General features: G+C 32.0%; 16 protein-coding genes and 5 pseudogenes. 14 read left to right on the top strand and 7 right to left on the bottom strand.

Annotation, left to right across the window (positions count from 1 at the left end):
- The first annotated feature begins 10 nt into the window (after positions 1-10).
- The 9 genes from ACAG39_08545 to ACAG39_08585 all read left to right on the top strand — a co-directional run bounded on the left by ACAG39_08545 (position 11) and on the right by ACAG39_08585 (position 7504).
- Positions 11-271 (top strand): TM1266 family iron-only hydrogenase system putative regulator, encoded by a 261-nt coding sequence (locus tag ACAG39_08545; GenBank protein ID MEZ0537288.1) that lies wholly within the window; start codon positions 11-13, stop codon positions 269-271.
- Positions 272-286: 15 nt separating this feature from the next.
- Positions 287-1651: a 23S rRNA (uracil(1939)-C(5))-methyltransferase RlmD gene (gene rlmD, locus ACAG39_08550; GenBank protein ID MEZ0537289.1), complete on the top strand. Its 1365-nt coding sequence runs from the start codon at positions 287-289 to the stop codon at positions 1649-1651.
- A 352-nt stretch (positions 1652-2003) separates the two neighbouring features.
- Positions 2004-2204 (top strand): DNA-binding protein, encoded by a 201-nt coding sequence (locus ACAG39_08555; GenBank protein ID MEZ0537290.1) that lies wholly within the window; start codon positions 2004-2006, stop codon positions 2202-2204.
- Between the two features lie 19 nt (positions 2205-2223).
- On the top strand, positions 2224-2766 hold the full coding sequence (locus ACAG39_08560) for an RNA polymerase sigma factor (GenBank protein MEZ0537291.1): 543 nt from the start codon (positions 2224-2226) through the stop codon (positions 2764-2766).
- Positions 2756-3451, top strand: coding sequence for a DUF4367 domain-containing protein (locus ACAG39_08565; GenBank protein MEZ0537292.1), 696 nt, complete (start codon positions 2756-2758; stop codon positions 3449-3451). The genes ACAG39_08560 and ACAG39_08565 overlap by 11 nt, the downstream gene beginning before the upstream one ends.
- 100 nt (positions 3452-3551) lie before the next feature.
- Positions 3552-3983 carry a hypothetical protein gene (locus tag ACAG39_08570; protein ID MEZ0537293.1) on the top strand — a complete coding sequence of 144 codons (432 nt, stop codon included), beginning with the start codon at positions 3552-3554 and terminating at the stop codon, positions 3981-3983.
- 309 nt (positions 3984-4292) lie between these two features.
- On the top strand, positions 4293-6368 hold the full coding sequence (locus tag ACAG39_08575; GenBank protein MEZ0537294.1) for an MXAN_6640 family putative metalloprotease: 2076 nt from the start codon (positions 4293-4295) through the stop codon (positions 6366-6368).
- Between the two features lie 87 nt (positions 6369-6455).
- Positions 6456-7121: a hypothetical protein gene (locus ACAG39_08580; GenBank protein MEZ0537295.1), complete on the top strand. Its 666-nt coding sequence runs from the start codon at positions 6456-6458 to the stop codon at positions 7119-7121.
- 14 nt (positions 7122-7135) lie between these two features.
- A complete protein-coding gene (locus tag ACAG39_08585) occupies positions 7136-7504 on the top strand; it encodes a hypothetical protein (GenBank protein ID MEZ0537296.1) in 369 nt (122 codons plus the stop codon).
- On the opposite strand, the gene istB (ACAG39_08590) is transcribed toward ACAG39_08585, so the two are convergent.
- From istB (ACAG39_08590) to istA (ACAG39_08610), 5 genes and pseudogenes are all read right to left on the bottom strand, one after another.
- Positions 7501-8283 (bottom strand): IS21-like element helper ATPase IstB, encoded by a 783-nt coding sequence (istB, locus tag ACAG39_08590; GenBank protein ID MEZ0537297.1) that lies wholly within the window; start codon positions 8281-8283, stop codon positions 7501-7503. The genes ACAG39_08585 and istB (ACAG39_08590) overlap by 4 nt on opposite strands.
- 3 nt (positions 8284-8286) lie before the next feature.
- Positions 8287-8583: pseudogene (locus ACAG39_08595) on the bottom strand (IS21 family transposase).
- 65 nt (positions 8584-8648) lie between these two features.
- Positions 8649-9412, bottom strand: a pseudogene (gene istB / locus ACAG39_08600) (IS21-like element helper ATPase IstB).
- An 18-nt stretch (positions 9413-9430) separates the two neighbouring features.
- Positions 9431-10630, bottom strand: coding sequence for an IS21 family transposase (istA, locus tag ACAG39_08605; GenBank protein ID MEZ0537298.1), 1200 nt, complete (start codon positions 10628-10630; stop codon positions 9431-9433).
- A 79-nt stretch (positions 10631-10709) separates the two neighbouring features.
- Positions 10710-11612 (bottom strand): annotated as a pseudogene (gene istA, locus ACAG39_08610) (IS21 family transposase).
- Between the two features lie 79 nt (positions 11613-11691).
- Between istA (ACAG39_08610) and ACAG39_08615 the strand changes: the two are divergent.
- The 5 genes and pseudogenes from ACAG39_08615 to ACAG39_08635 all read left to right on the top strand — a co-directional run bounded on the left by ACAG39_08615 (position 11692) and on the right by ACAG39_08635 (position 16468).
- Positions 11692-11997 carry a JAB domain-containing protein gene (locus tag ACAG39_08615; GenBank protein ID MEZ0537299.1) on the top strand — a complete coding sequence of 102 codons (306 nt, stop codon included), beginning with the start codon at positions 11692-11694 and terminating at the stop codon, positions 11995-11997.
- Positions 11998-12061: 64 nt separating this feature from the next.
- Positions 12062-12613 (top strand): GGDEF domain-containing protein, encoded by a 552-nt coding sequence (locus ACAG39_08620; GenBank protein MEZ0537300.1) that lies wholly within the window; start codon positions 12062-12064, stop codon positions 12611-12613.
- 821 nt (positions 12614-13434) lie between these two features.
- A complete protein-coding gene (locus tag ACAG39_08625; GenBank protein ID MEZ0537301.1) occupies positions 13435-13566 on the top strand; it encodes a hypothetical protein in 132 nt (43 codons plus the stop codon).
- 445 nt (positions 13567-14011) lie between these two features.
- A pseudogene (locus ACAG39_08630) lies at positions 14012-14871 on the top strand (YitT family protein).
- A gap of 580 nt (positions 14872-15451) precedes the next feature.
- Positions 15452-16468 (top strand): Rpn family recombination-promoting nuclease/putative transposase, encoded by a 1017-nt coding sequence (locus tag ACAG39_08635; GenBank protein MEZ0537302.1) that lies wholly within the window; start codon positions 15452-15454, stop codon positions 16466-16468.
- 880 nt (positions 16469-17348) lie between these two features.
- Here the strand turns inward: ACAG39_08635 and ACAG39_08640 are convergent.
- Together ACAG39_08640 and ACAG39_08645 are read right to left on the bottom strand one after the other, a co-directional pair.
- Positions 17349-17549, bottom strand: a pseudogene (locus ACAG39_08640) (transposase).
- Positions 17550-17796: 247 nt separating this feature from the next.
- Positions 17797-18819 (bottom strand): LacI family DNA-binding transcriptional regulator, encoded by a 1023-nt coding sequence (locus ACAG39_08645; GenBank protein ID MEZ0537303.1) that lies wholly within the window; start codon positions 18817-18819, stop codon positions 17797-17799.
- Between the last annotated feature and the right edge of the window lie 257 nt (positions 18820-19076).

The raw sequence follows: 19076 nt of genomic DNA on the forward strand, positions 1-19076 counted from the left end.
GGTATTAATTATGGAAAAAAGAATTGGTGTTGTGGGCATAGTTATTGAAAACCCAGAAGAGAATGCAAATAAAGTTCAAAATATTCTTTCTCAATATTCGAATATTATCTATGGCAGAATGGGCATACCTTTTAAAGATAAGGGATTAGGTGTTATATCTTTAATTGTTGAAGGAACAAATGATGAGATAGGAGCTTTATCTGGGAAACTTGGTAGAATAAATGGTGTAACTGTAAAGGCAACATTAACATCAAAGAAAATAGAAGATTGATTAAGGATTTAGGTGATGGTTTTGCTTAAAGTAAATCAAGAGATAATAATAAATATTGAAGGTATTAATCATCAAGGACAAGGGATAGCAAGGTATGAAGGTCTTGTTGTGTTTGTAAATCAAGCATTGCCAAATGAATTAGTCAAGGCAAAGGTAAAACAAGTAAAAAAAGAGTATGCAGTGGCTGAGATAATAGAGGTTATACAAGAAAATAGTAATAGAGAAGAACCAATTTGCTCTGTTTACAGCGAATGTGGTGGATGTCATTTTATGCATGCAAACTATGAATTTCAACTTGAATTAAAAAGACAGATTGTTGAAGACGCAATGAAAAGAATTGCAAAACTTGATGTTAAAGTTAATAAAACTATAGGCATGAAAAATCCTTATTATTATAGGAATAAAGTTCAATTACCTATAACTAAAAAAGATAATAAGGTTTGTATTGGCTTTTATAAACCTATGAGCCATGATGTTGTTGATATTGAAAAATGTTTTATTCAACATGATGACTGCAATAAAGTAATACCTATAATAAAAGAAATGATTGAAGAATTTAAAATAGAGCCATACAATGAGCATAAACACTCAGGCTTATTAAGACATGTACTTATTAGAAAATCATTTGCTTTTGATACCATGATGATTGTTTTTGTAACAACTAAGATGCCAAAAGAAGTTGATAAAATTAAAGAGTATTTAGTAACAAGAATTAATAATCTAAAGTCATTATATATAAATATAAATGATAAGAAGACTAATGTAATATTAGGAGAAAATGAATATTTGATTTATGGAGAAAAAACAATTAAAGATAAGATTGGTAAATACACATTTGAAATATCTCCAAAATCATTTTTTCAAGTAAATTCAGAACAAGTAAATACATTATATTCAAAGGTTGTTGAATATTTAGGCAACTCAAAACTCAATACAATATTTGATGCATACTGTGGTATAGGAACTATATCATTATATGTATCACATTTAGCAGATAAAGTAATAGGTATTGAAAATGTAAAAGAAGCAATTGATGATGCAAAAAAGAATGCAAAACAAAACGGGGTTAATAATGCTGAATTTATTTTAGGCAATGCTGAGGATGAAATACCAAACCTTATAAAAAAAGGTATTAAACCAGATGCAATAGTAGTTGACCCACCACGTAAAGGTTGCGATAAAAAGCTAATAGATGCAATTATTAATGCTGAGATTAATAAAGTTGTTTATGTATCCTGTAATCCATCAACACTTGCAAGGGATTTAAGAATTCTTGTTGATGGAGGTTATAAAGTGAAATCTGTTCAGCCGGTTGATATGTTCCCACAAAGTTATCATGTTGAGTGTGTCGTCTTGATGTCAAATGTAAAAAACAAATAAGAGCCTGAAAAACGGCTTGAATACAGGGTTTCCCGGTGTTTTGCCGCCCGCCGAAAATGTGATTTTTGGCGGCGGAGATGCCGGGAAACCCTGTATTTTTATGTGTGTGATTGTTCGCGGAAACACATCTACAGCCTTTGGGAGCGGCTCTCGGCGGGCGGGGTTGTGTAGACGGAAAAGACGGCGGTTGAAAGTGTTTGATACGTTCGAGGGAACATATCTACAGCTTTTTATGAATCCAGCAAACAAGAGAAAAGGAAAATACAAAGCAATTTAACCATCCTTAACTTGATATTATTCGTTTAGACGTATATAATATGAATTGCTAATAATTGTATGTTTGGGTGAATGTATGGTAACTGATTACATGTCTGTAAATGAAGCTTCAAAAAAGTGGGGCATTTCCGTCAGGCGCATACAAAAGCTGTGTGCGGAAAACAGAATAGACGGCGCTGTGCGTTTCAGCCGTGTATGGGCAATACCGAGAGACGCCCAAAAACCCATTGATGGCAGACTTAAGTCACAAAGAGAGAGGAAACAAAACAGAGCATGAAAATGCGGGAGGTGACAAAATGCTTCCAATATATCTGGCGATGATTGACGGCGAAGAGGATAAAAATAAATTTGAATTGCTTTATGTTACATACAGGAAGCTTATGTTCTGTGTCGCTAACCGCATCCTAAATGATGAACGGCTCGCCGAGGACTCTGTACATCAGACGTTTTTGAAAATTCTTGAGAATTTCGATAAAGTGGGGGAAATTTCCTGTCACAAAACTAAGAGCTACATTGTTACTATGGTTAGAAACAACGCCATCAATTTATATAACCAAAGAAAAAGGCATACAACAATTCCCCTTGAGGATGTGGAATACTGTATAACGACCGAACCAATAAGCGTTGCGGAGGATTTGGATCAACTTGCAAGGGCGGTATTGAAGTTGCCTGTTATATATAAAGATGTGCTGACACTGAAATATGTTCAAGAGTTTTCAAATGAAGAAATAGCAAAGATGCTGGATATATCTGAGGCGACGGTTAGGAAGCGGCTTGAGCGTGCAAAACGCAGGCTTGAGGAAATTCTTGGAAGGGAGGAAAGTGCCGATGTCAATTAGTTTTACGGAAGACATGCTTAAAGAAGCCGTTATTCAAGCGGACATATATGAGATAGAAACCCTGCCTACAGACGATGAAATAGAGTATGAATTCTCAAAAGAGTTTGAACGAAAGATGAAAAAGCTTATACGCCAAAGCAAAACAAGAAGCCCAGTTGGAGCAATGGCTTTTTTGCGTAGGCGTGCGGTCGCTTTTGTTGCTGCAATCATTATCCTGTTTGCGTCCGCAATGAGCGTATCGGCTGTGCGTGCCGCGGTATTTGAATTCATAACCGAGGTGTACGAAAAATTCACTCATATATTCTTTAATGAAAGCCGGTCATCTCAGGATGCGGCCGATGGATTTGCCATATATGAACCAGCCTATATACCGGAAGGCTTTAAACTGGTCAATAAAAACACCGACGGCCTTGTTCTGCTGGAATATGAAAAAGAAAATGATTTTATATCCTACAGCCAACAATGCCTTGAAAACGTTTCAATCAACATAAATACAGAAGGTGTAAAACTGGAAGAACTTGAATTCAAAGGTTTACCGGCCAAGTATTATTCCAATCAGGGCGTTCAAAACCTGCTCTGGTACGATGATAAATATATGTATATGATGTCATCAACACTGGATAGAGACATCGTGTTTAAGATTGCGGAAAGCGTTGAAATTACAGGCACGGACTTAAGTCCATAAAGTTCAGAAAAATTTTCTAAAAAATTTTTTATTTCCTGTCACAAAAGCCTCTTTTGATTTGTCTTATTTTATGAAGACAAAAAACAAAGGAGGTTTTTCAATGATCAAAAAGAGGTTTTTATCTTTTGCATTAAGTATCCTGCTTATTTTGTCTGTATTAACATCGACAGCATTGGCTGCAGAAGAAACTATCGCAAAGCAGGATTCTGAAGTGTCCATTCAGTATGTTTACATCAACCAGGCAAGCACTTCGCTGACCATTTCAGCAAGCGGAACGGCCACTGTGTATGGGTATGTGCAAAAAACACCGGCCGGAAAAAACATTTATCTTACATCTACTTTGCAGCGTTATTCTAACGGATCATGGGCAAACGTGAAAAGCTGGTCTAAATCATCAACATCTTCGTCGGCATCCATACTGGAAACATATCAAGTGAGCAGTGGGACTTACAGGGTTGAGACATATTACTATGTATCCGGCGACGGCGGATATGAGTCTGGCACGATTTACAGTAAGACTGTAACTTATTAGAACAATGATATCATTTTGCTGAAAAAAGTAAATCAATATGTGATGAGGAGGTATAACTATGGTACATATAAGGTCGCCGGATAGACTCGTATTGATGCAGAGCAAACACAAGAGGCTCTCGCATATCCCCATATATTGACTGCCCAAAGTCTTTGAATAAGTGGATATTTAAGAGCCTATATCAATATTATACAACAGGATGTATCAAACTCAATAAGCATATCCCCTATTTGGGATATACAAATCGCGTGATTTAAGCGGATATTTATTTTGGCGAGAATTAATAAAATATTTACTGGAGGTTTGCATATGAGGACAAAAAGTAGACACATTAAAATTTTTACTATCGTTTTATCTATTGTGATGCTTTTATCATTTAATGTTACGATGGTAAATGCACAAGGAAACAATGATAAGATAATAAAAGGCGTTGTATTCATTGATAAAAACGGTAACGGAATTCTTGATTCCGGAGAGCAGGCACTAACAGGTATTCAGATAAACCTTTTTAATGCAATTAAAGTTGAGAATAGTGAGATCGGGGAAGGTATATCTGTGTACAAAGAAACTTTAATAGAACAATCAAAAACAGATAAAGATGGTACTTACCATTTCAAAGTGCAAGATGGACAATATTCATTAAATCTGGATATTAATTCTCTTCCAGACGGATATGGGGTAGTTGAGCCTAATATTTTTGTGTTTAACCCTGATACCGTGAATAACTTTGTGGTAAGGGACGTTGCCGATATTGACATAGGCAAAGAATTTTCCAACGGGATCAATATTGGTGATGAAATACAATTTAATCCCATTTTGAAGGATGAATATGGCAATTCTTTATCAGGGAAAATGTCATACACATCGGATGATAGTGAAATAAAGCTATTTGGGAATGTGCTTAAAAATAACCCTAAAGAATTTAAAAATAGGAAGTCAAAAATCAAGGTATCATCAGGTAAAATCAACAAAGAAATTTCAGTTGATATTAAAGTACCCAATACATCTTCTTTGGATAAGGTATCAACAGCTTTCAAAGCAGGGATTATTGATGAAAAAACCAAATACCTTTATTATCTGTACTCAATTTATGATCAAAGCAAATTACCGGAAGAGTATAAATCTTCTATACCATCTAAATCAGCTACATCAATATTAAAAGAAGTAAGGGATTATCTTGACAGAAAGGATGCCGATAAGCAAGTTTCTACAGCTTATGCGGTTTTAGCCGCACTCCCAACACTTGATAAAAGCTATACAAATGGTTGGTTTACAATTCACTATACGACAACCGGTACTAATGCAGTTTCAACTACAGATAGTAATAGTAATGGAATACCTGATTATATTGAAACAGTTGCAACTGCATTTAACAATGTTAAATCAACTACATGCACAACAAGAGGATTTAGGACACCTGTATTAGAAAGTGGAAAATCAACATACCAAGTCTATGTTTACGACCTTGGTTCTAGTCTTTATGGAAGAACTATTTCAGTTACTATGTCTGGAACTTCTCCTTACAGAACAGCTTCCTCATATATTGAAATTGATAACGATTATTCATGGAGTTCAAGATCAAAGGAGAACTGTGCAAAAGTTACTGCTGCACACGAATTTTTCCATGCTATTCAGTATGCCTATAATGTGGATGCTGATAGTTGGTGGAAGGAAGCAAGCGCTGAATGGAATGAAGATGAAATATATGATTCTATCAACATTTATGTGGATGATTTAATAGAAGTATTTAATCATCCGACTTATTCACTTGATAGCTTAAGTGGCAATCATGAATACGGAGAAGCAGTTTTTGCCAAATATTTATCTGAAAAATGGGGCGGATATACTATTATAAAAAATATTTGGACTCAACAAACCGTAAGTGGATATGCAATTAGCATTAATGCTATTGATAAGGTCATATCTGATAATAATTCCGGAGAAAATTTAGGCACTATTTTCAAGAGATTTGCTGCATGCAATTATAGGCCTGTTCAATATTATGAGGATTATAGTAGTGCATGGCCGACTCAAGCTACAATTAGCACAACTTGGTCAAGTTATCCAGTTTCAACACAAACAGGAACATTGAATTATCTTGCAAGCGATTATAAAGCTTTTACACCTACATCAACTACAGTTGATAAATGTTTAAAAATCACTGTAGATGGTGCAGACAATAAAAAATGGGGATTCAAGGTTCAAAGTAAAAAAAGAAGTACGGATTGGTGTGACACTACAGAACTTACAATGGACGGAACAACAAACAGAGCAGAAATATTGAACTACTTGTTTGGGGCCACATATAAAGAAATATGTTTGATTCCTTCTTATCTTGAAAAATCAGGAAGTGCAAGCTATACTTATTCTGCAAGTATCCAGTAGTTTTATAAGGGTTATGAGAAGAAAATCTCATAACCCTTGCGACTTTATAATTTTTTGTTTTATAACAACAGATTGGAAGGTGTTATTGTGAAAAAATTATATCCTTTTCTAATTATTACAGTATTAATATTAATAATAAGTGCCTGCTCTTTTCGAAGTACTTCTAATATAAGAGACGAAAATCCAGTACAAAAAACTACTGAAAAATTATCTCCAGAGGTACCAGCATCTTTACAATCCATACCACAGGAGAAAATTGCCTTTTGTTTGTTTGAAATTGATACTTGGAATATTCCTGCGGAAGATTTAATAAGTAGACCAAAACCATATTCTGCATATTTTTTTGACTCAAATAATAATGTTCTTTATTTATTGCATGAAAAGGATTATTTAAAAAAAGATGATAAAATGCTTTGTGCTTTTAGGTGTAATGAAGCAAAACCTATTTATAAAAGTGAGGATTCCATTTTAGCTATTGAGCAAGAATTTGGCGGTCAAATAAATAACGAATTGTACTATGCCCGCATTCCAGATTTAGATAAGATTTCTTTGGAGCTTTTGGAAAATGAATCATTAAAGGTTAAATATTCCAACCAAGAAAAAATAATAAACAAAAATGATTCATTAAATGATGAATTGCTACTGATAATCGATGATAAAGAATATAAGATAAAAATTACAATAAAGAATTTTGGTTTAATAGATAAAACTCATATTAAAACTCGACATTCGTCTCCAGCTATTTTAGAATAAAGGGATGATCTATTTTGAAAAAATTGAAAAAAATAATTGCAGGGAGTGCCATTATATGTATTTTGATTATTATAGGAGTATCGTATACTTTTATCCCAAGAAAAATTATTAATGAAGAATTTAACGCCTATATATTTTCAAATAAGAATATGCAAATAAAGAAAGTGCCAATAACGCTAAAAGGGAAATTATATAAAAGAATCATGCAAAATGATATTTTTATTGGCATAATAGAAATTGAAGGGGAAATAGTAGAAATTAAAAGTTCGGAAGGTAATCACTCCGATTTAGATAATAGTAAATATTATTATACGTGTTATTGTCAATATTTTTTCTCCACTCTTGATAACATTTTTTCCCCACCTGTAAGTCAAAAAAATTAATTACCATTATTCAATTGATTTTTAGAATCATGAGCAATAGACTTTATTACACCTTCTCTTTGTTTCATCCTATAACTTTCACCTTTGATAACTACAAAATAACAGTGATGAACAAACCTATCTAAAATAGCTGTAGCCAAAACTGGATCATAAAATATCCTCGGCCACTCCTCAAATACTTTGTTTGTTGTTATTATTATTGATCCTCTTTCATACCTTTTTGATATTATTTCATAAAAATCATCAACACTATTTTGATTTAATTTCCTCAATCCAAGCTCATCTAATATCAATAAATCCACATTAATATAATTCTTTATCTTTTGTTGATATGAGTTATCTGCTCTTGAAATATACAACTCCTCAAGCATTTCATTTACTGTTGTAAATAATACTTTATATCCTAATGATACAGCTTTTAATCCTATCGCTATTGCAAGATGAGTTTTACCTGTTCCTGGCGGTCCTATAAAGGCCACATTTTCTTTCTTGCGGACAAATTCACAGGTCGCCAAATTATATATAAATCTTTTATTTATAGAAGGCTGGTAATTAAAGTTATATTCTTCCAAAGTCTTGTGCTGTGAAAACTTCGCTTTACTTATCCTCTTTTGATTGCTGTTTGTTTGTCTGTTACTTACCTCATCGCTTATCAAAATCTCAAAAAATTCCTGATAAGAATAATTATTTTTAATCGCCTCTTCTACCCTTAAATCATAACTCTTTATTATCCCTGACAATTTTAAATCCCTTAGTTTCACCAGTAATACATCATCCATCTTTTACAGTTCTCCCATCTCAAGCAATTTATCATATTCTTTCAGATCTCTGGTCAAATCTGTTCTCTGTTCATTAATATAACTTCTATCTTCATATATCGGTATATCACTTAATCCTTTCTCGCATATATTCTTCACTACCCTATAACTCAATGCACCAAAGTTGTGTGCTCTTTTACATGCTTCATCTATTGTCTTTAAATCATAGCTTTCTTTTAATGCTATTATCCCACTTATGCTCCTATAGTCATATTTTTTTAATCCATCTTGACTAATAAATTCTTCATAAAATTTCAATGCATTACTGTAAATGTCAATATAAAATTGAATAAAAAGTGGAATATAAGAATGTACAAAAAATATCATCAACAGTCATTAGAAGAAGAGTCAAAATAGTTCATTTTTGTTTGAAGCCTGTATGAATGACCCTTTATGGAAATAATGTGTGAATGGTGTAATAACCTATCTAAAATCGCATGTGCTATTGTTGCTGAACCAAAAATTTCTCCCCAATTTGAAAATGGTGTATTTGTAGTTATAATTGTACAATGTCTTTCATACCTTTTTGATATTAATTGAAAAAACAAATTTGCTGCATCATTATCAATAGGCAAATATCCTATTTCATCTATTATTAGCACTTTGTATTTTGAGAAATGTTTCAACCTAACTTCTAATCTATTTTCAGCTAATGCCTTTTTAATTGTGCTATTAGTTCTTGAAAATGAATGAAATAAGTTGAATATCTGTGTTTAGCACATTCTATCCCTATTGAAGTGGCAAGGTGTGTCTTGCCAACTCCAGGTGTTCCTACAAACAATATATTTTCATTATTCTCAATAAATCGTAAGCTTTTTAAATCCATTATTTGCTGTTTATTTATACTAGGTTGAAATTCAAATTCAAAGTCTTCAAATCCTTTTAAAAATGGGAAATTTGCTGTTTTTACACATGCTAATATCCCTTTTTCTTGTTTTGATTTTAATTCTAAACTACTAAGTTCATATAAAGCATCAACTACTGTTTTTTCTCCTGCTGTGATTATATTCAAATACTTATCTAAATTGTTTTTCATATTTAATAATTCTAATTCCTCTAAGTTGTTTAGTAGTTTAACATAATTATTCATCTTTTTTCTCCTTTACAATTATAATAACTTATTCAATTCATTTAAATTATTTAGGCATATCTCTTCTATATCTTCTTTATTTTTAATTGTCTTACTTAATAATTCTTTATATTCATCAGGATGATAATTTATTTTTTTCTCACTTAAAACGTGCACTGAAATTAATTCAGTGTTAAAATATATATACAAGACGTTTTCTTTTTCCTTAAGAGTTACAATTTTATCTATATATTTTGAGGGGACAGAGTATTTATTTCCTTTGTAATGAATTAATGCATCTTTATAGACTTTTGTTTTTTTGTCATAGTTCATATAACTTTCTATTATGTTTTTGTTAGGTAAAGGAGATAAATACTCTTTTTCTTTCTGAAATAATAGCATTGGTGGTATATTTGTTGTTTGATTAGGAGTTTGATTAACCTTTGCATTTATCTCTTTTATTATTTTTATTAAGTCTTCTTCAGACTCAAATTCATTATTATATGGTATTAACCAATCTATAAATTTATTTGACGACTCTACTTTACCTTTGGTAAACGAATGCTTAGGTTTACATAAACATATTTTAAATCCAAAATCATCTGCAAAAGCTTTGAATTTATTATTTATCGTTCTTCTATTAGATGTAATATCTACTACTGTTTTCATATTGTCAAATAATATTTTTTTCGGTACTCCTCCTGTTACTTTAAAAGCATTTATTAAACATTCAATGACATCTTGTTGTGTCTTATTTTTTCTATATTCAAAATAGCAATATCTCGAATGTCCTAATTTGTAATTGAAAACGTTAACTATAAATTCTTCACCATGTTTAGATATTAGTGTCATATCTTCTTTCCAATCCACTTGTGCTTGTTCTGCAGGAGAAGTTTCATATCTAGGATGTCCTTTTATTTTTTTTGATGATTTTAAGCCCTTCTTTTTTACATATTTATTAAAATTTGAGTATGTACCTATATCGTAATTTTTATCTTTTAAATACTCATAGACCCCTCTTACTGTTACTCCTTTAATACTTAATTTCGTTTTAATTTCATCATAGTATTTATCCAATTTACTTTGTTTGTTCCTTGTTTTTGGCTTTCCTTCATATCCTTCATAGTATTTTTTGACTGTTCTTCTATCCATCCCATATTCTCTTGCTAGTTCTGAATAATTTGGTTTGATTCCCATAGCTTTTATTATGTTTATTTGCCCTATTATATTTTTTGTCATTGATATCCCTCCGATTAAAAAGGATATCAAATTTATGCTCAATTTTGTACATTTTTATTTTCCACTTTTTCTACATTTATATTTTATCATTTACAATATGATATTCCTCTACTGGAATGGCCAATAACTTATCTCTTTCTATTGAATTGAAAACTTCTTTGGGAACTTTCTTAGTTGTACCATGTATTCTTACATTTGCAACATTGTCAAGCCAGTTTCTTAAATATTCCCTCGCCTCTTCAAAATCTTTAAATTCCATACCATAAAAACAATTGTTCTTTACATACTTGACCACCGATTCTATCTTACCTTTATCTGTAGGAGTATATACTCTACAAGGCTGAGGCAAAAATCCATAATGCAAGGCAAAGTTGGCATAGTCTTTCTGTATCTGTGATTCGTAAAAATCAGCATCCAATACTCCTGCTTTTAAATTGTCTAGCTTCACAGTCTGAACAACTCCACCAAAATATCTGAATGCATTCTTATGACACTGTAAAAATGTTTTTAATGATTGATCAAATACTACTTCCGCATACATGTATCTTGAATAGCTTAAAACCATTGTAAATACCCATGCTTTTTTGGGTTTGCCATTGACATTTAAAAGTCCTATATATCCAAAATCAACTTGAGTTTCCTCACCTGGTAATGTCGTTAATACCATATACACCTTTGATTTCTTAATATTCTCTTTTAGTTTCTGAGCATACCTTCGAACATTCGAATAACTTCCCTCAAAACCATATTTTGCTTGTAAATCTTGGTGTATCCTCTTCGCTGAAAATCCTTTGCTTACTCTCGTTTCAATAAATTCTCTATATTCATCAAGTGCTGAGCTTTTTGTTTTTCTCTCAACTTCTCCCTTCTCTTCAGTATCTTTTATTACTTTTCTGACTGTCTTTCTATCAATTTTTAGCATCCTTGCTATCTGACTTTTATTGTAACCTTTTTTGTACAGTGTGTTAATTGTTATATGCATTGCTACCCCTATCATCCCTTCATTTTCTCCTTCTGCAGCCTTTTTTCTACTATTCTACACTACAGAAGGTATTATTAAAATGACCAGGTGGGGAATTTTTGATATCATTTCTGATGATTTTATTTTATCATTAACACCTGGAGGGTCCAAAAATTTTTCCCCGGAGGATAGGGTATTGACACAGAGAATGGTTGATATTTTTCATCCCCTTGAGATCAAAATTCTGGACCACATAATTGTTGGCGGCGAAAGCTATACTTCTATGGCAGAAAAAGGGATTCTTCCCTATCAGAGCAAAGGTGCGTCAAATTATGAAGAAATCGCATTAGGTCCGATACCTGTAGAGGAAAAGCGGAACAAGTTCAAGCATACACACTTGCGTTAAATATTCCATCATATACCTTGATAAACAATTTCAAATAGTTAACAAGAGAAAGTGGTGATAAAAAATGAAGGACTGGTTTTACAGGTTAGCCCCCGTTATCTTATCGGTAACGGGGTTTGCCATAATTATATGCCTTTATTCTGTGTATGACTTTTTATATTATCGGTGGCAATGGGTGTTTTGGCTAATACTATCGCTTGTCAATGTCTATTCATGTGTAGTAATAGGCGCATTTATTAAAAAACTTTACCAGGGAGCCAGTAAAGACTCATTAACAGGCTTGTACAATAGGCGGTGCTTCTCCGATAGAATAGAATATGAAATGGAAAAAATGAAGCGTACAAAATTACCTTTATCGCTTGCATTAATAGACATAGACAATTTCAAAACAATTAACGAAACATACGGGCATTTGGAGGGTGACAAAGTTTTAATAGAGCTTGCCGGGATATTTAAAACACAAGCCAAGTCAGGCGATACCATCGTTCGTTGGGGTGGTGAAGAGTTTACTATAATTTTACCCGAAACTGATAAAAACGGGGTTTTGGCTTTTGCTGAACGTGTGAGAAAGTTGGTAGAATGCTCAAATGCAGGTATAAAATATCCATCTGCATAGGAATTACGACAGTCTACCAAGAGCATGACGCAGAAAAAATTTTAACTATAGCAGACGGGGCATTATATAAAGCAAAAGAAAATAAAAACATGGTTGTATTTTTGATGTAATAACAGGAAAACACGAGCTGCGGCTCGTCTTTCATTGACTTGTAATAAAAATAACTTTCAACAAGTCTGTCAACGTCTGAGTTTATTGATTATATCTCCGAAGTAATATAATTATCCTTAAAAATTTTTTTAGCAAACTTTTATGCTGAAACTCAGTAATACCAACACTTAGGAGTCATAATTCAGTATTCAGGAGTCAGAATGAGAGGACGATCTATCGTTTCGAAAAATTCTGATTTCTGACTCCTGAATATTTTGCAGCTTTGCTGTGCTATGGTATAATCAGTGTGAGGAATTCTGTAAAAAGGTATTGAATGAACATGAAGAAAACTGTAAAAATTGTTTCGTTCGTGATAATTGCATTTATAGTTTTTCAACTGATACCAAGTACTTTAGTTTGTGCTGATGGTCTTAAAAGTCATGCACAAAATTCTGAAGTGTTCTTGTCAGCAAGTTTAATTCATGCCTACAGTGCTTATATAAGCAGAGAAAATCAAAAGACATCAATACAGAAAGTCCCATATAAAAATATCACAATCAGCATACAACAGCTGTGTATTGATGATATTTCTTTAATCAATTTCTGTTTTCTGGAAGAGCCGTTTGACTTCCGAAAAGTCATAAGGCAATCTATTCCACATTATTTCAACGGAAGCAAGTACAAGGACAGTCACTTCGATATCTAAAATTTAGATAACGGAGGTGAAATTATTGGATACTACAGCTATTATTATCGTGTTTGGCGTGATTTTTTGCGTTGGTGGACCGATTATAGGTCATTATGCGTCAAAAGCCAGTGAAAAAGCAGAAAAGGAAGAAATGAACAAGCCCAAAAGCAAATAACGTATTTTACCAATTAAGCGTAGGCATTCTGTTGTAAAGGGCATTATGCCTATCGTCTTATTCCTGTAATCCAAAGGAGGTATTTTATGGATATTGAAGAAAGAATATTTCGCTTAATTGACGGATTTGTGGAAAGATGTGACAAGGTACTGTTTAAAAAAAAGGAACATTAACTAATACAACAGAGATTTATTATAAATCACACACTTTCCTTGATATTTTAAAGGTAATGGACGAAAAAGAAAAGACACCCATGTTAAAAGACAGATTAATAAAAATAACAGAATCTGTTCTTGAATTAGAAAAATAAAGTAAGAAGGTGAATTTGTGCGTTTTAACAATATTACCGTTGTTTTTCTCACAATGTTCTTTATGGTCTTAAGGAATGTTACTGGAAACAAAAAGTAAGAATAAAAAAGGGAAATGAGTTTTGAGGGGTGATTAAATGACACGAAAAAACCGAATTATTAGAGAAGCAAACAGATATTTTTTTCTTTTTATCGGGTCAATATTGGCAGCTGTAGGACTGGAAATATTTCTTGTGCCAAATAACATTATAGACGGTGGCATTGTCGGTATATCAATTATAACAAGTTATTTAGCAAAAATACCTTTAAGTGTGTTTATATGCGTTTTTAATTTACCCTTCTTATTTTTGGGGTATAAACAAATTGGAAAGACATTTGTCTTTTCGTCTTTGTTTTCCATTGTATCCTTATCGGTCTGGGTATATGTTTTCCACCCTATACCGGGTTTAACAAATGATGTTTTACTTGCTGCGGTATTCGGTGGAATAATTTTGGGTATCGGTGTTGGTATGAGATTATTCGTAATGGCGGTTCGCTTGACGGAACAGAAATGGTGGCAATTATCATTAATAAACGTACTGCCTTTTCTGTTGGTGAAATTGTTATGTTTTTCAACATTTTCATTTTAAGTAGTGCAGGTCTTGTTTTTGGCTGGGATAGGGCAATGTATTCCCTTATTGCTTATTTTATCGCTTTTAAAGTTATTGACGTAACAATTGAAGGTCTGGATGAAGCAAAAGCTGCAATTATTATATCTGACAAGGGTGAAGAAATCGCTGAATCAATAACAGACCGTCTTGGTAGAGGGGTAACATTTTTGGAGGGTAAAGGTGGATTTTCAAAAAATCAAAAAACAATTCTTTATTCTGTTGTAACACGTTTGGAAGTAGCGAAACTTAAATCAATCATATATGACAAAGATGAAAATGCGTTTGTTACAATAAATGATGTTTCTGATGTAATGGGTGGAAAGCACAGGAAACGTGCAATTCATTAATACGTTATGAGAGGATAACATAATTCACCGATATACCGGCTTATATTATAATAGCTGCATGTACTCTCTATCCGTGGCGGATGACTCCATGCCCTACATCTATTAAGACTTTGAAGTTTCCTTTCAACACTAAAAATGTTGTGTTGATGTAAATAATAATTTAAACCAACGGGGACGGTTCTGACTGGCTCACTTGTATGCAAAACGAACCATTCATAACCTTCCCTTTTAGCCATAGCCACTGGCTCATATAGGAAAATATGGAAAGCTGGTGAGAACCGTCTCCGTTGGCTCACCGAACATGATGAAGGAACCTGCTTATTCGGGCATGGTTCCCTTACGTGTTTTCTTTTGCTTGCTTTTCATAGTCCGAAGCCACGTCAAGTGCGTGGTGAGGATAGAGAGAAAATAATAGATAAATTAAGGTTTGGAGTATTATGCCCTTTTTTGTTGTTTATTAATCTAAGCGGCTTGATAATAAATTGCAATGAATATCTCAATTTCAAATTGATAAAAGTTGAAATTAAACAAAAAGTGTAATACTATAAAAATATAGATATACTTAAAATAGGAGAAGTAAATGAAGGTACAAAATCCACATGATAAATTCTTTAAAGAAACATTTTCAAACATAGAAGTAACAAAGGACTTTTTAATAAATTATCTTCCAGAAGGAATAGTTAAAATAATAGACTTAGATACACTAGAATTACAAAAGGATAGCTTTATAAATGAAGAACTACAAGAAGTATTTTCAGACATGCTATTTAGAGTGAATATAAATAACAATGATGGATATATTTACTTTCTTTTTGAACATAAAAGCTATGTAAGTAGACAAACAGCACTTCAACTTTTAAAATACATGATAGAAATATGGGAAGCAAATATCAAAAAAGAAGGTACAGGTAAAATTCCAATAATAATACCCATTGTGATATATCACGGTAGGGAAAAGTGGAGGTTAAAAACTAACCTTGGAGATATGATAGAATGCTATGATGATTTGGAAAATGATATAAAGAGGTTTATACCGAATTATGAGTATCTATTATATGACATATCAAGATACAAAGATGAAGATATAAAAGGACAAGTACAGCTTAGAATAATGCTTTCAATTTTTAGAGATATATTTATAAAGGATGCAAGGGGAATACAAGAGACTATAATAAAGGCTGCAAAATATTTAGCAGAGCTAGAGGATAAACAAACAGGAGTACAGTACTTTGAAACATATATGAGATACATATTTAGTGCATATACAGACATGACAAGAAGTGATTTTGAGAATATAGCAAAGGAAATAGAGAAAACATTTATAGAGGGGAGTGAAAATATTATGACATTAGCGGATATATTCAGAGAAGAGGGTATGCAAGAAGGAATCAAAAAAGGAATAGAAAAAGGAATAGAAAAAGGCGAGACAATGGCACTTGTAAAAACAGCCATTAAATTACTAACTAAGAAGTTTGGTATTATACCAAATGAATTAAAAGAAAAGCTACAAGAACTAGATGCAACAACATTAGAAATAATAGTTGAAAATATATTAGATATTGAAAGGTTAGATGAGTTAAATAAGTATTTTAAATAATTACTAAGCCTAGTGAACTTTAATATGTTTACTAGGTGTTTTTTTAAAAAATTAAATAATATATGGTTTTGATAAGGGTGTGAAAATAATTTTGTGGTGCGGCCGGGAAAGGACGTACAGTTTAGCGGGTGGAAATCCCGTCTAGAAAACCTACAGTCAGGGTACTAGTAGCGAGTTTTGGAGCATTACAAGTAATTGTAATGTTTGTAATGTTTAAGCGTAGACAGTTAGGTAGTAGGCCTAAATCCTGCGAAGGCGAGTGATTGAGCCTCGAAAATTTTACAAAGTTGGGAAGACCGACAGGCTCACAAACTAGGAAGGCAATACTGCTGTTACAGAAATTCAAATACGAAATTGTGAAAATTCTATTTAAATGGCTGAACCGAAGAAGTCAAAGAAAAAGTTTTACTATTGACAAATTTAGAAAATATCTTAAACTAAATCCACTTCCTTATCCGAAAATATATGTGAATATTATGAGTTAAATAGCAAAGGCAAATGATTATGCGAAGAGCCGTATGCCTTAATTGGGCACGTACGGTTCTGTGAGGGGCAAATGCTGCAAACCATTTATTTACTTGACTATTTGATATATTTTACCTTCTTCTTGAACAAGAAAATTAACATTAAAATTATTTTTCTGTAATTTATTATTACCAAAAATTATTACTTTATGCATAAAATGATTTGATTTATGCAATAATGTTTAATATAGGGCAGTATTGTTTAAAAATACTACTCTTTTGATTTTTCTATGCTTAAATGGAACAATAGAAAAATTCGCAAAAATTCTTTTGTTATTATTTTATATAATTGCCTAATTGTTTAGGATATAATATCATTAGCTGATTCAATGTCATATCCCAATTTCTATATCTTTGTGTCCATTTCTTGAATTATCAGTTTCTTTATACTTTACATCATACTTTGAATATCCTAGATTAGTTTCGAGTTCTGCTTCAAGTATATCTTGAATAGCATTTTTAAATCGTTTTTTAAGACTTTCATAAATGTCATTTATACTTTGAATATTATTCTCTTTTATAAATTCTCTTAATTGTTCTTTTGTCATTAAACTCATAATAAAAAACCTCCTTCTCAGCATTTTTATTTTCTTATTGTTAATTCTTGCTAAGAAGAAAGTTTTTATTCTTATTTACACAAATTTCTTAACAGTCTCAAGAAACAAGTTTGGTTTCTATATCTGAAAGTTATTCATCTGTACATTAATTTCTCTATTGAACCGACTTGTACCGAACAGTACGCACGGTAATGTGAGTAGGAGTTGAATAAAATAGTGATTCATCTACTACTCAATTATTGCCAAGCTAAATTATTTTAACAGAGTTACCTTCAATAATATCTACAGGCAGAACGTAGATGTTTGATGAGGGATTTGCATTGTGGTAATGATTTACAATTAAATCGATGGACATTTCAGCCTTTAATTTAATGTTTTGATTTACTGTTGTAAGTTCTGGTATAAAATATTTTGACGATTGAAGATTATCATAGCTAACAATAGAAAGATCATCTGGTACTCTAACATTATACTTGGATAGTCCTTTGATCAGCCCCATTGTAACAATATCTGAAATAACAAAAAATGCTGTTACTTTACCTATCAACGGCAATATTTTTTCTGCTAAGCTTATTCCGCTTCGGTAATTTAGATTAGTTTCGAAAATGAAATTTTTGTTAATTCCCAATTCATAGTCATTTAACGCCTTGCAAAAGCCCTCATATCGCCATTGATGAATAACACTCGATTTGATTTCACCACAAATTAGTCCAATTTTCTGATGGTTTCTTTTTATTAAATACTCTGTCGCTAAGTAAGCTCCTTTTTTATCATCGCTGTAAATATAATAGAAATTATCGTAAACATAATCATAATCAATTAATACGATAGGAACAAGGCTTTCTTTTAGAGTTTGAAAAAGTTTGTTGTCAAATTTACCCAAGCAAATTAATCCAGAGACCGCTTTTGAGTTTATTAGTTTTTTGATGTTATTTTTATCGCTGTAGTCTGTTATTAAAATGCTGTAGCCGTGTTCAACAGCTTTATAATGAGCACTTGCTAAAAATTCAATGAAAAAAGGATTATCTGTCAAAACAGAAGCTTTCTCATCTTTAAATATTGAAATTAAAATTCCAATAACATTACTTTTTTGTTTGGCTAAGTTACGAGCAGTAACATTAGGTGTATATCCTACTTCATCAATAATTTTTAAAATTCTTTTTCTTGTTTCTTCATTTATTCGTCCTACATTATTTATTACATAAGAAATGGTTGCTGTAGATACACCTGCTAATTCAGCGATATCTTTAATAGTTATCTTTTTTTTCATTTTACACCTCTCAAAGTATGTTTAAATATTTAATAGTTTAACCATTTAACCAACTAAGGTAGTTTATCAATTATTTATTATATAATTTAGTCATTTATCTATCAACAGATATAAGTGCATAAGGTAACTTTTCAAAAATTTATAAAACCACTTGACTTTTAATATTGTTAATATATAATAATAACTAGTTAGGTTAAGCGATTAATCAAATTAATTATGGCACTCAAATTAGTGCTAATTTCACAAATGAGGAGGTA

Source organism: Caldicellulosiruptoraceae bacterium PP1 (genome assembly GCA_041320695.1).
In the GTDB taxonomy this organism is placed as follows: domain Bacteria; phylum Bacillota; class Thermoanaerobacteria; order Caldicellulosiruptorales; family Caldicellulosiruptoraceae; genus JBGGOQ01.

Coding starts and splice junctions, on each gene's coding strand:
- ACAG39_08635 (MEZ0537302.1), top strand. CDS start 15,452: ATGAAGGTACAAAATCCACATGATAAATTCTTTAAAGAAACATTTTCA.
- istA (MEZ0537298.1), bottom strand. CDS start 10,630: ATGACAAAAAATATAATAGGGCAAATAAACATAATAAAAGCTATGGGA.
- istB (MEZ0537297.1), bottom strand. CDS start 8,283: ATGGATGATGTATTACTGGTGAAACTAAGGGATTTAAAATTGTCAGGG.
- ACAG39_08565 (MEZ0537292.1), top strand. CDS start 2,756: ATGTCAATTAGTTTTACGGAAGACATGCTTAAAGAAGCCGTTATTCAA.
- ACAG39_08575 (MEZ0537294.1), top strand. CDS start 4,293: ATGAGGACAAAAAGTAGACACATTAAAATTTTTACTATCGTTTTATCT.
- rlmD (MEZ0537289.1), top strand. CDS start 287: ATGGTTTTGCTTAAAGTAAATCAAGAGATAATAATAAATATTGAAGGT.
- ACAG39_08545 (MEZ0537288.1), top strand. CDS start 11: ATGGAAAAAAGAATTGGTGTTGTGGGCATAGTTATTGAAAACCCAGAA.
- ACAG39_08615 (MEZ0537299.1), top strand. CDS start 11,692: ATGACCAGGTGGGGAATTTTTGATATCATTTCTGATGATTTTATTTTA.
- ACAG39_08555 (MEZ0537290.1), top strand. CDS start 2,004: ATGGTAACTGATTACATGTCTGTAAATGAAGCTTCAAAAAAGTGGGGC.
- ACAG39_08570 (MEZ0537293.1), top strand. CDS start 3,552: ATGATCAAAAAGAGGTTTTTATCTTTTGCATTAAGTATCCTGCTTATT.
- ACAG39_08560 (MEZ0537291.1), top strand. CDS start 2,224: ATGCTTCCAATATATCTGGCGATGATTGACGGCGAAGAGGATAAAAAT.
- ACAG39_08620 (MEZ0537300.1), top strand. CDS start 12,062: ATGAAGGACTGGTTTTACAGGTTAGCCCCCGTTATCTTATCGGTAACG.
- ACAG39_08645 (MEZ0537303.1), bottom strand. CDS start 18,819: ATGAAAAAAAAGATAACTATTAAAGATATCGCTGAATTAGCAGGTGTA.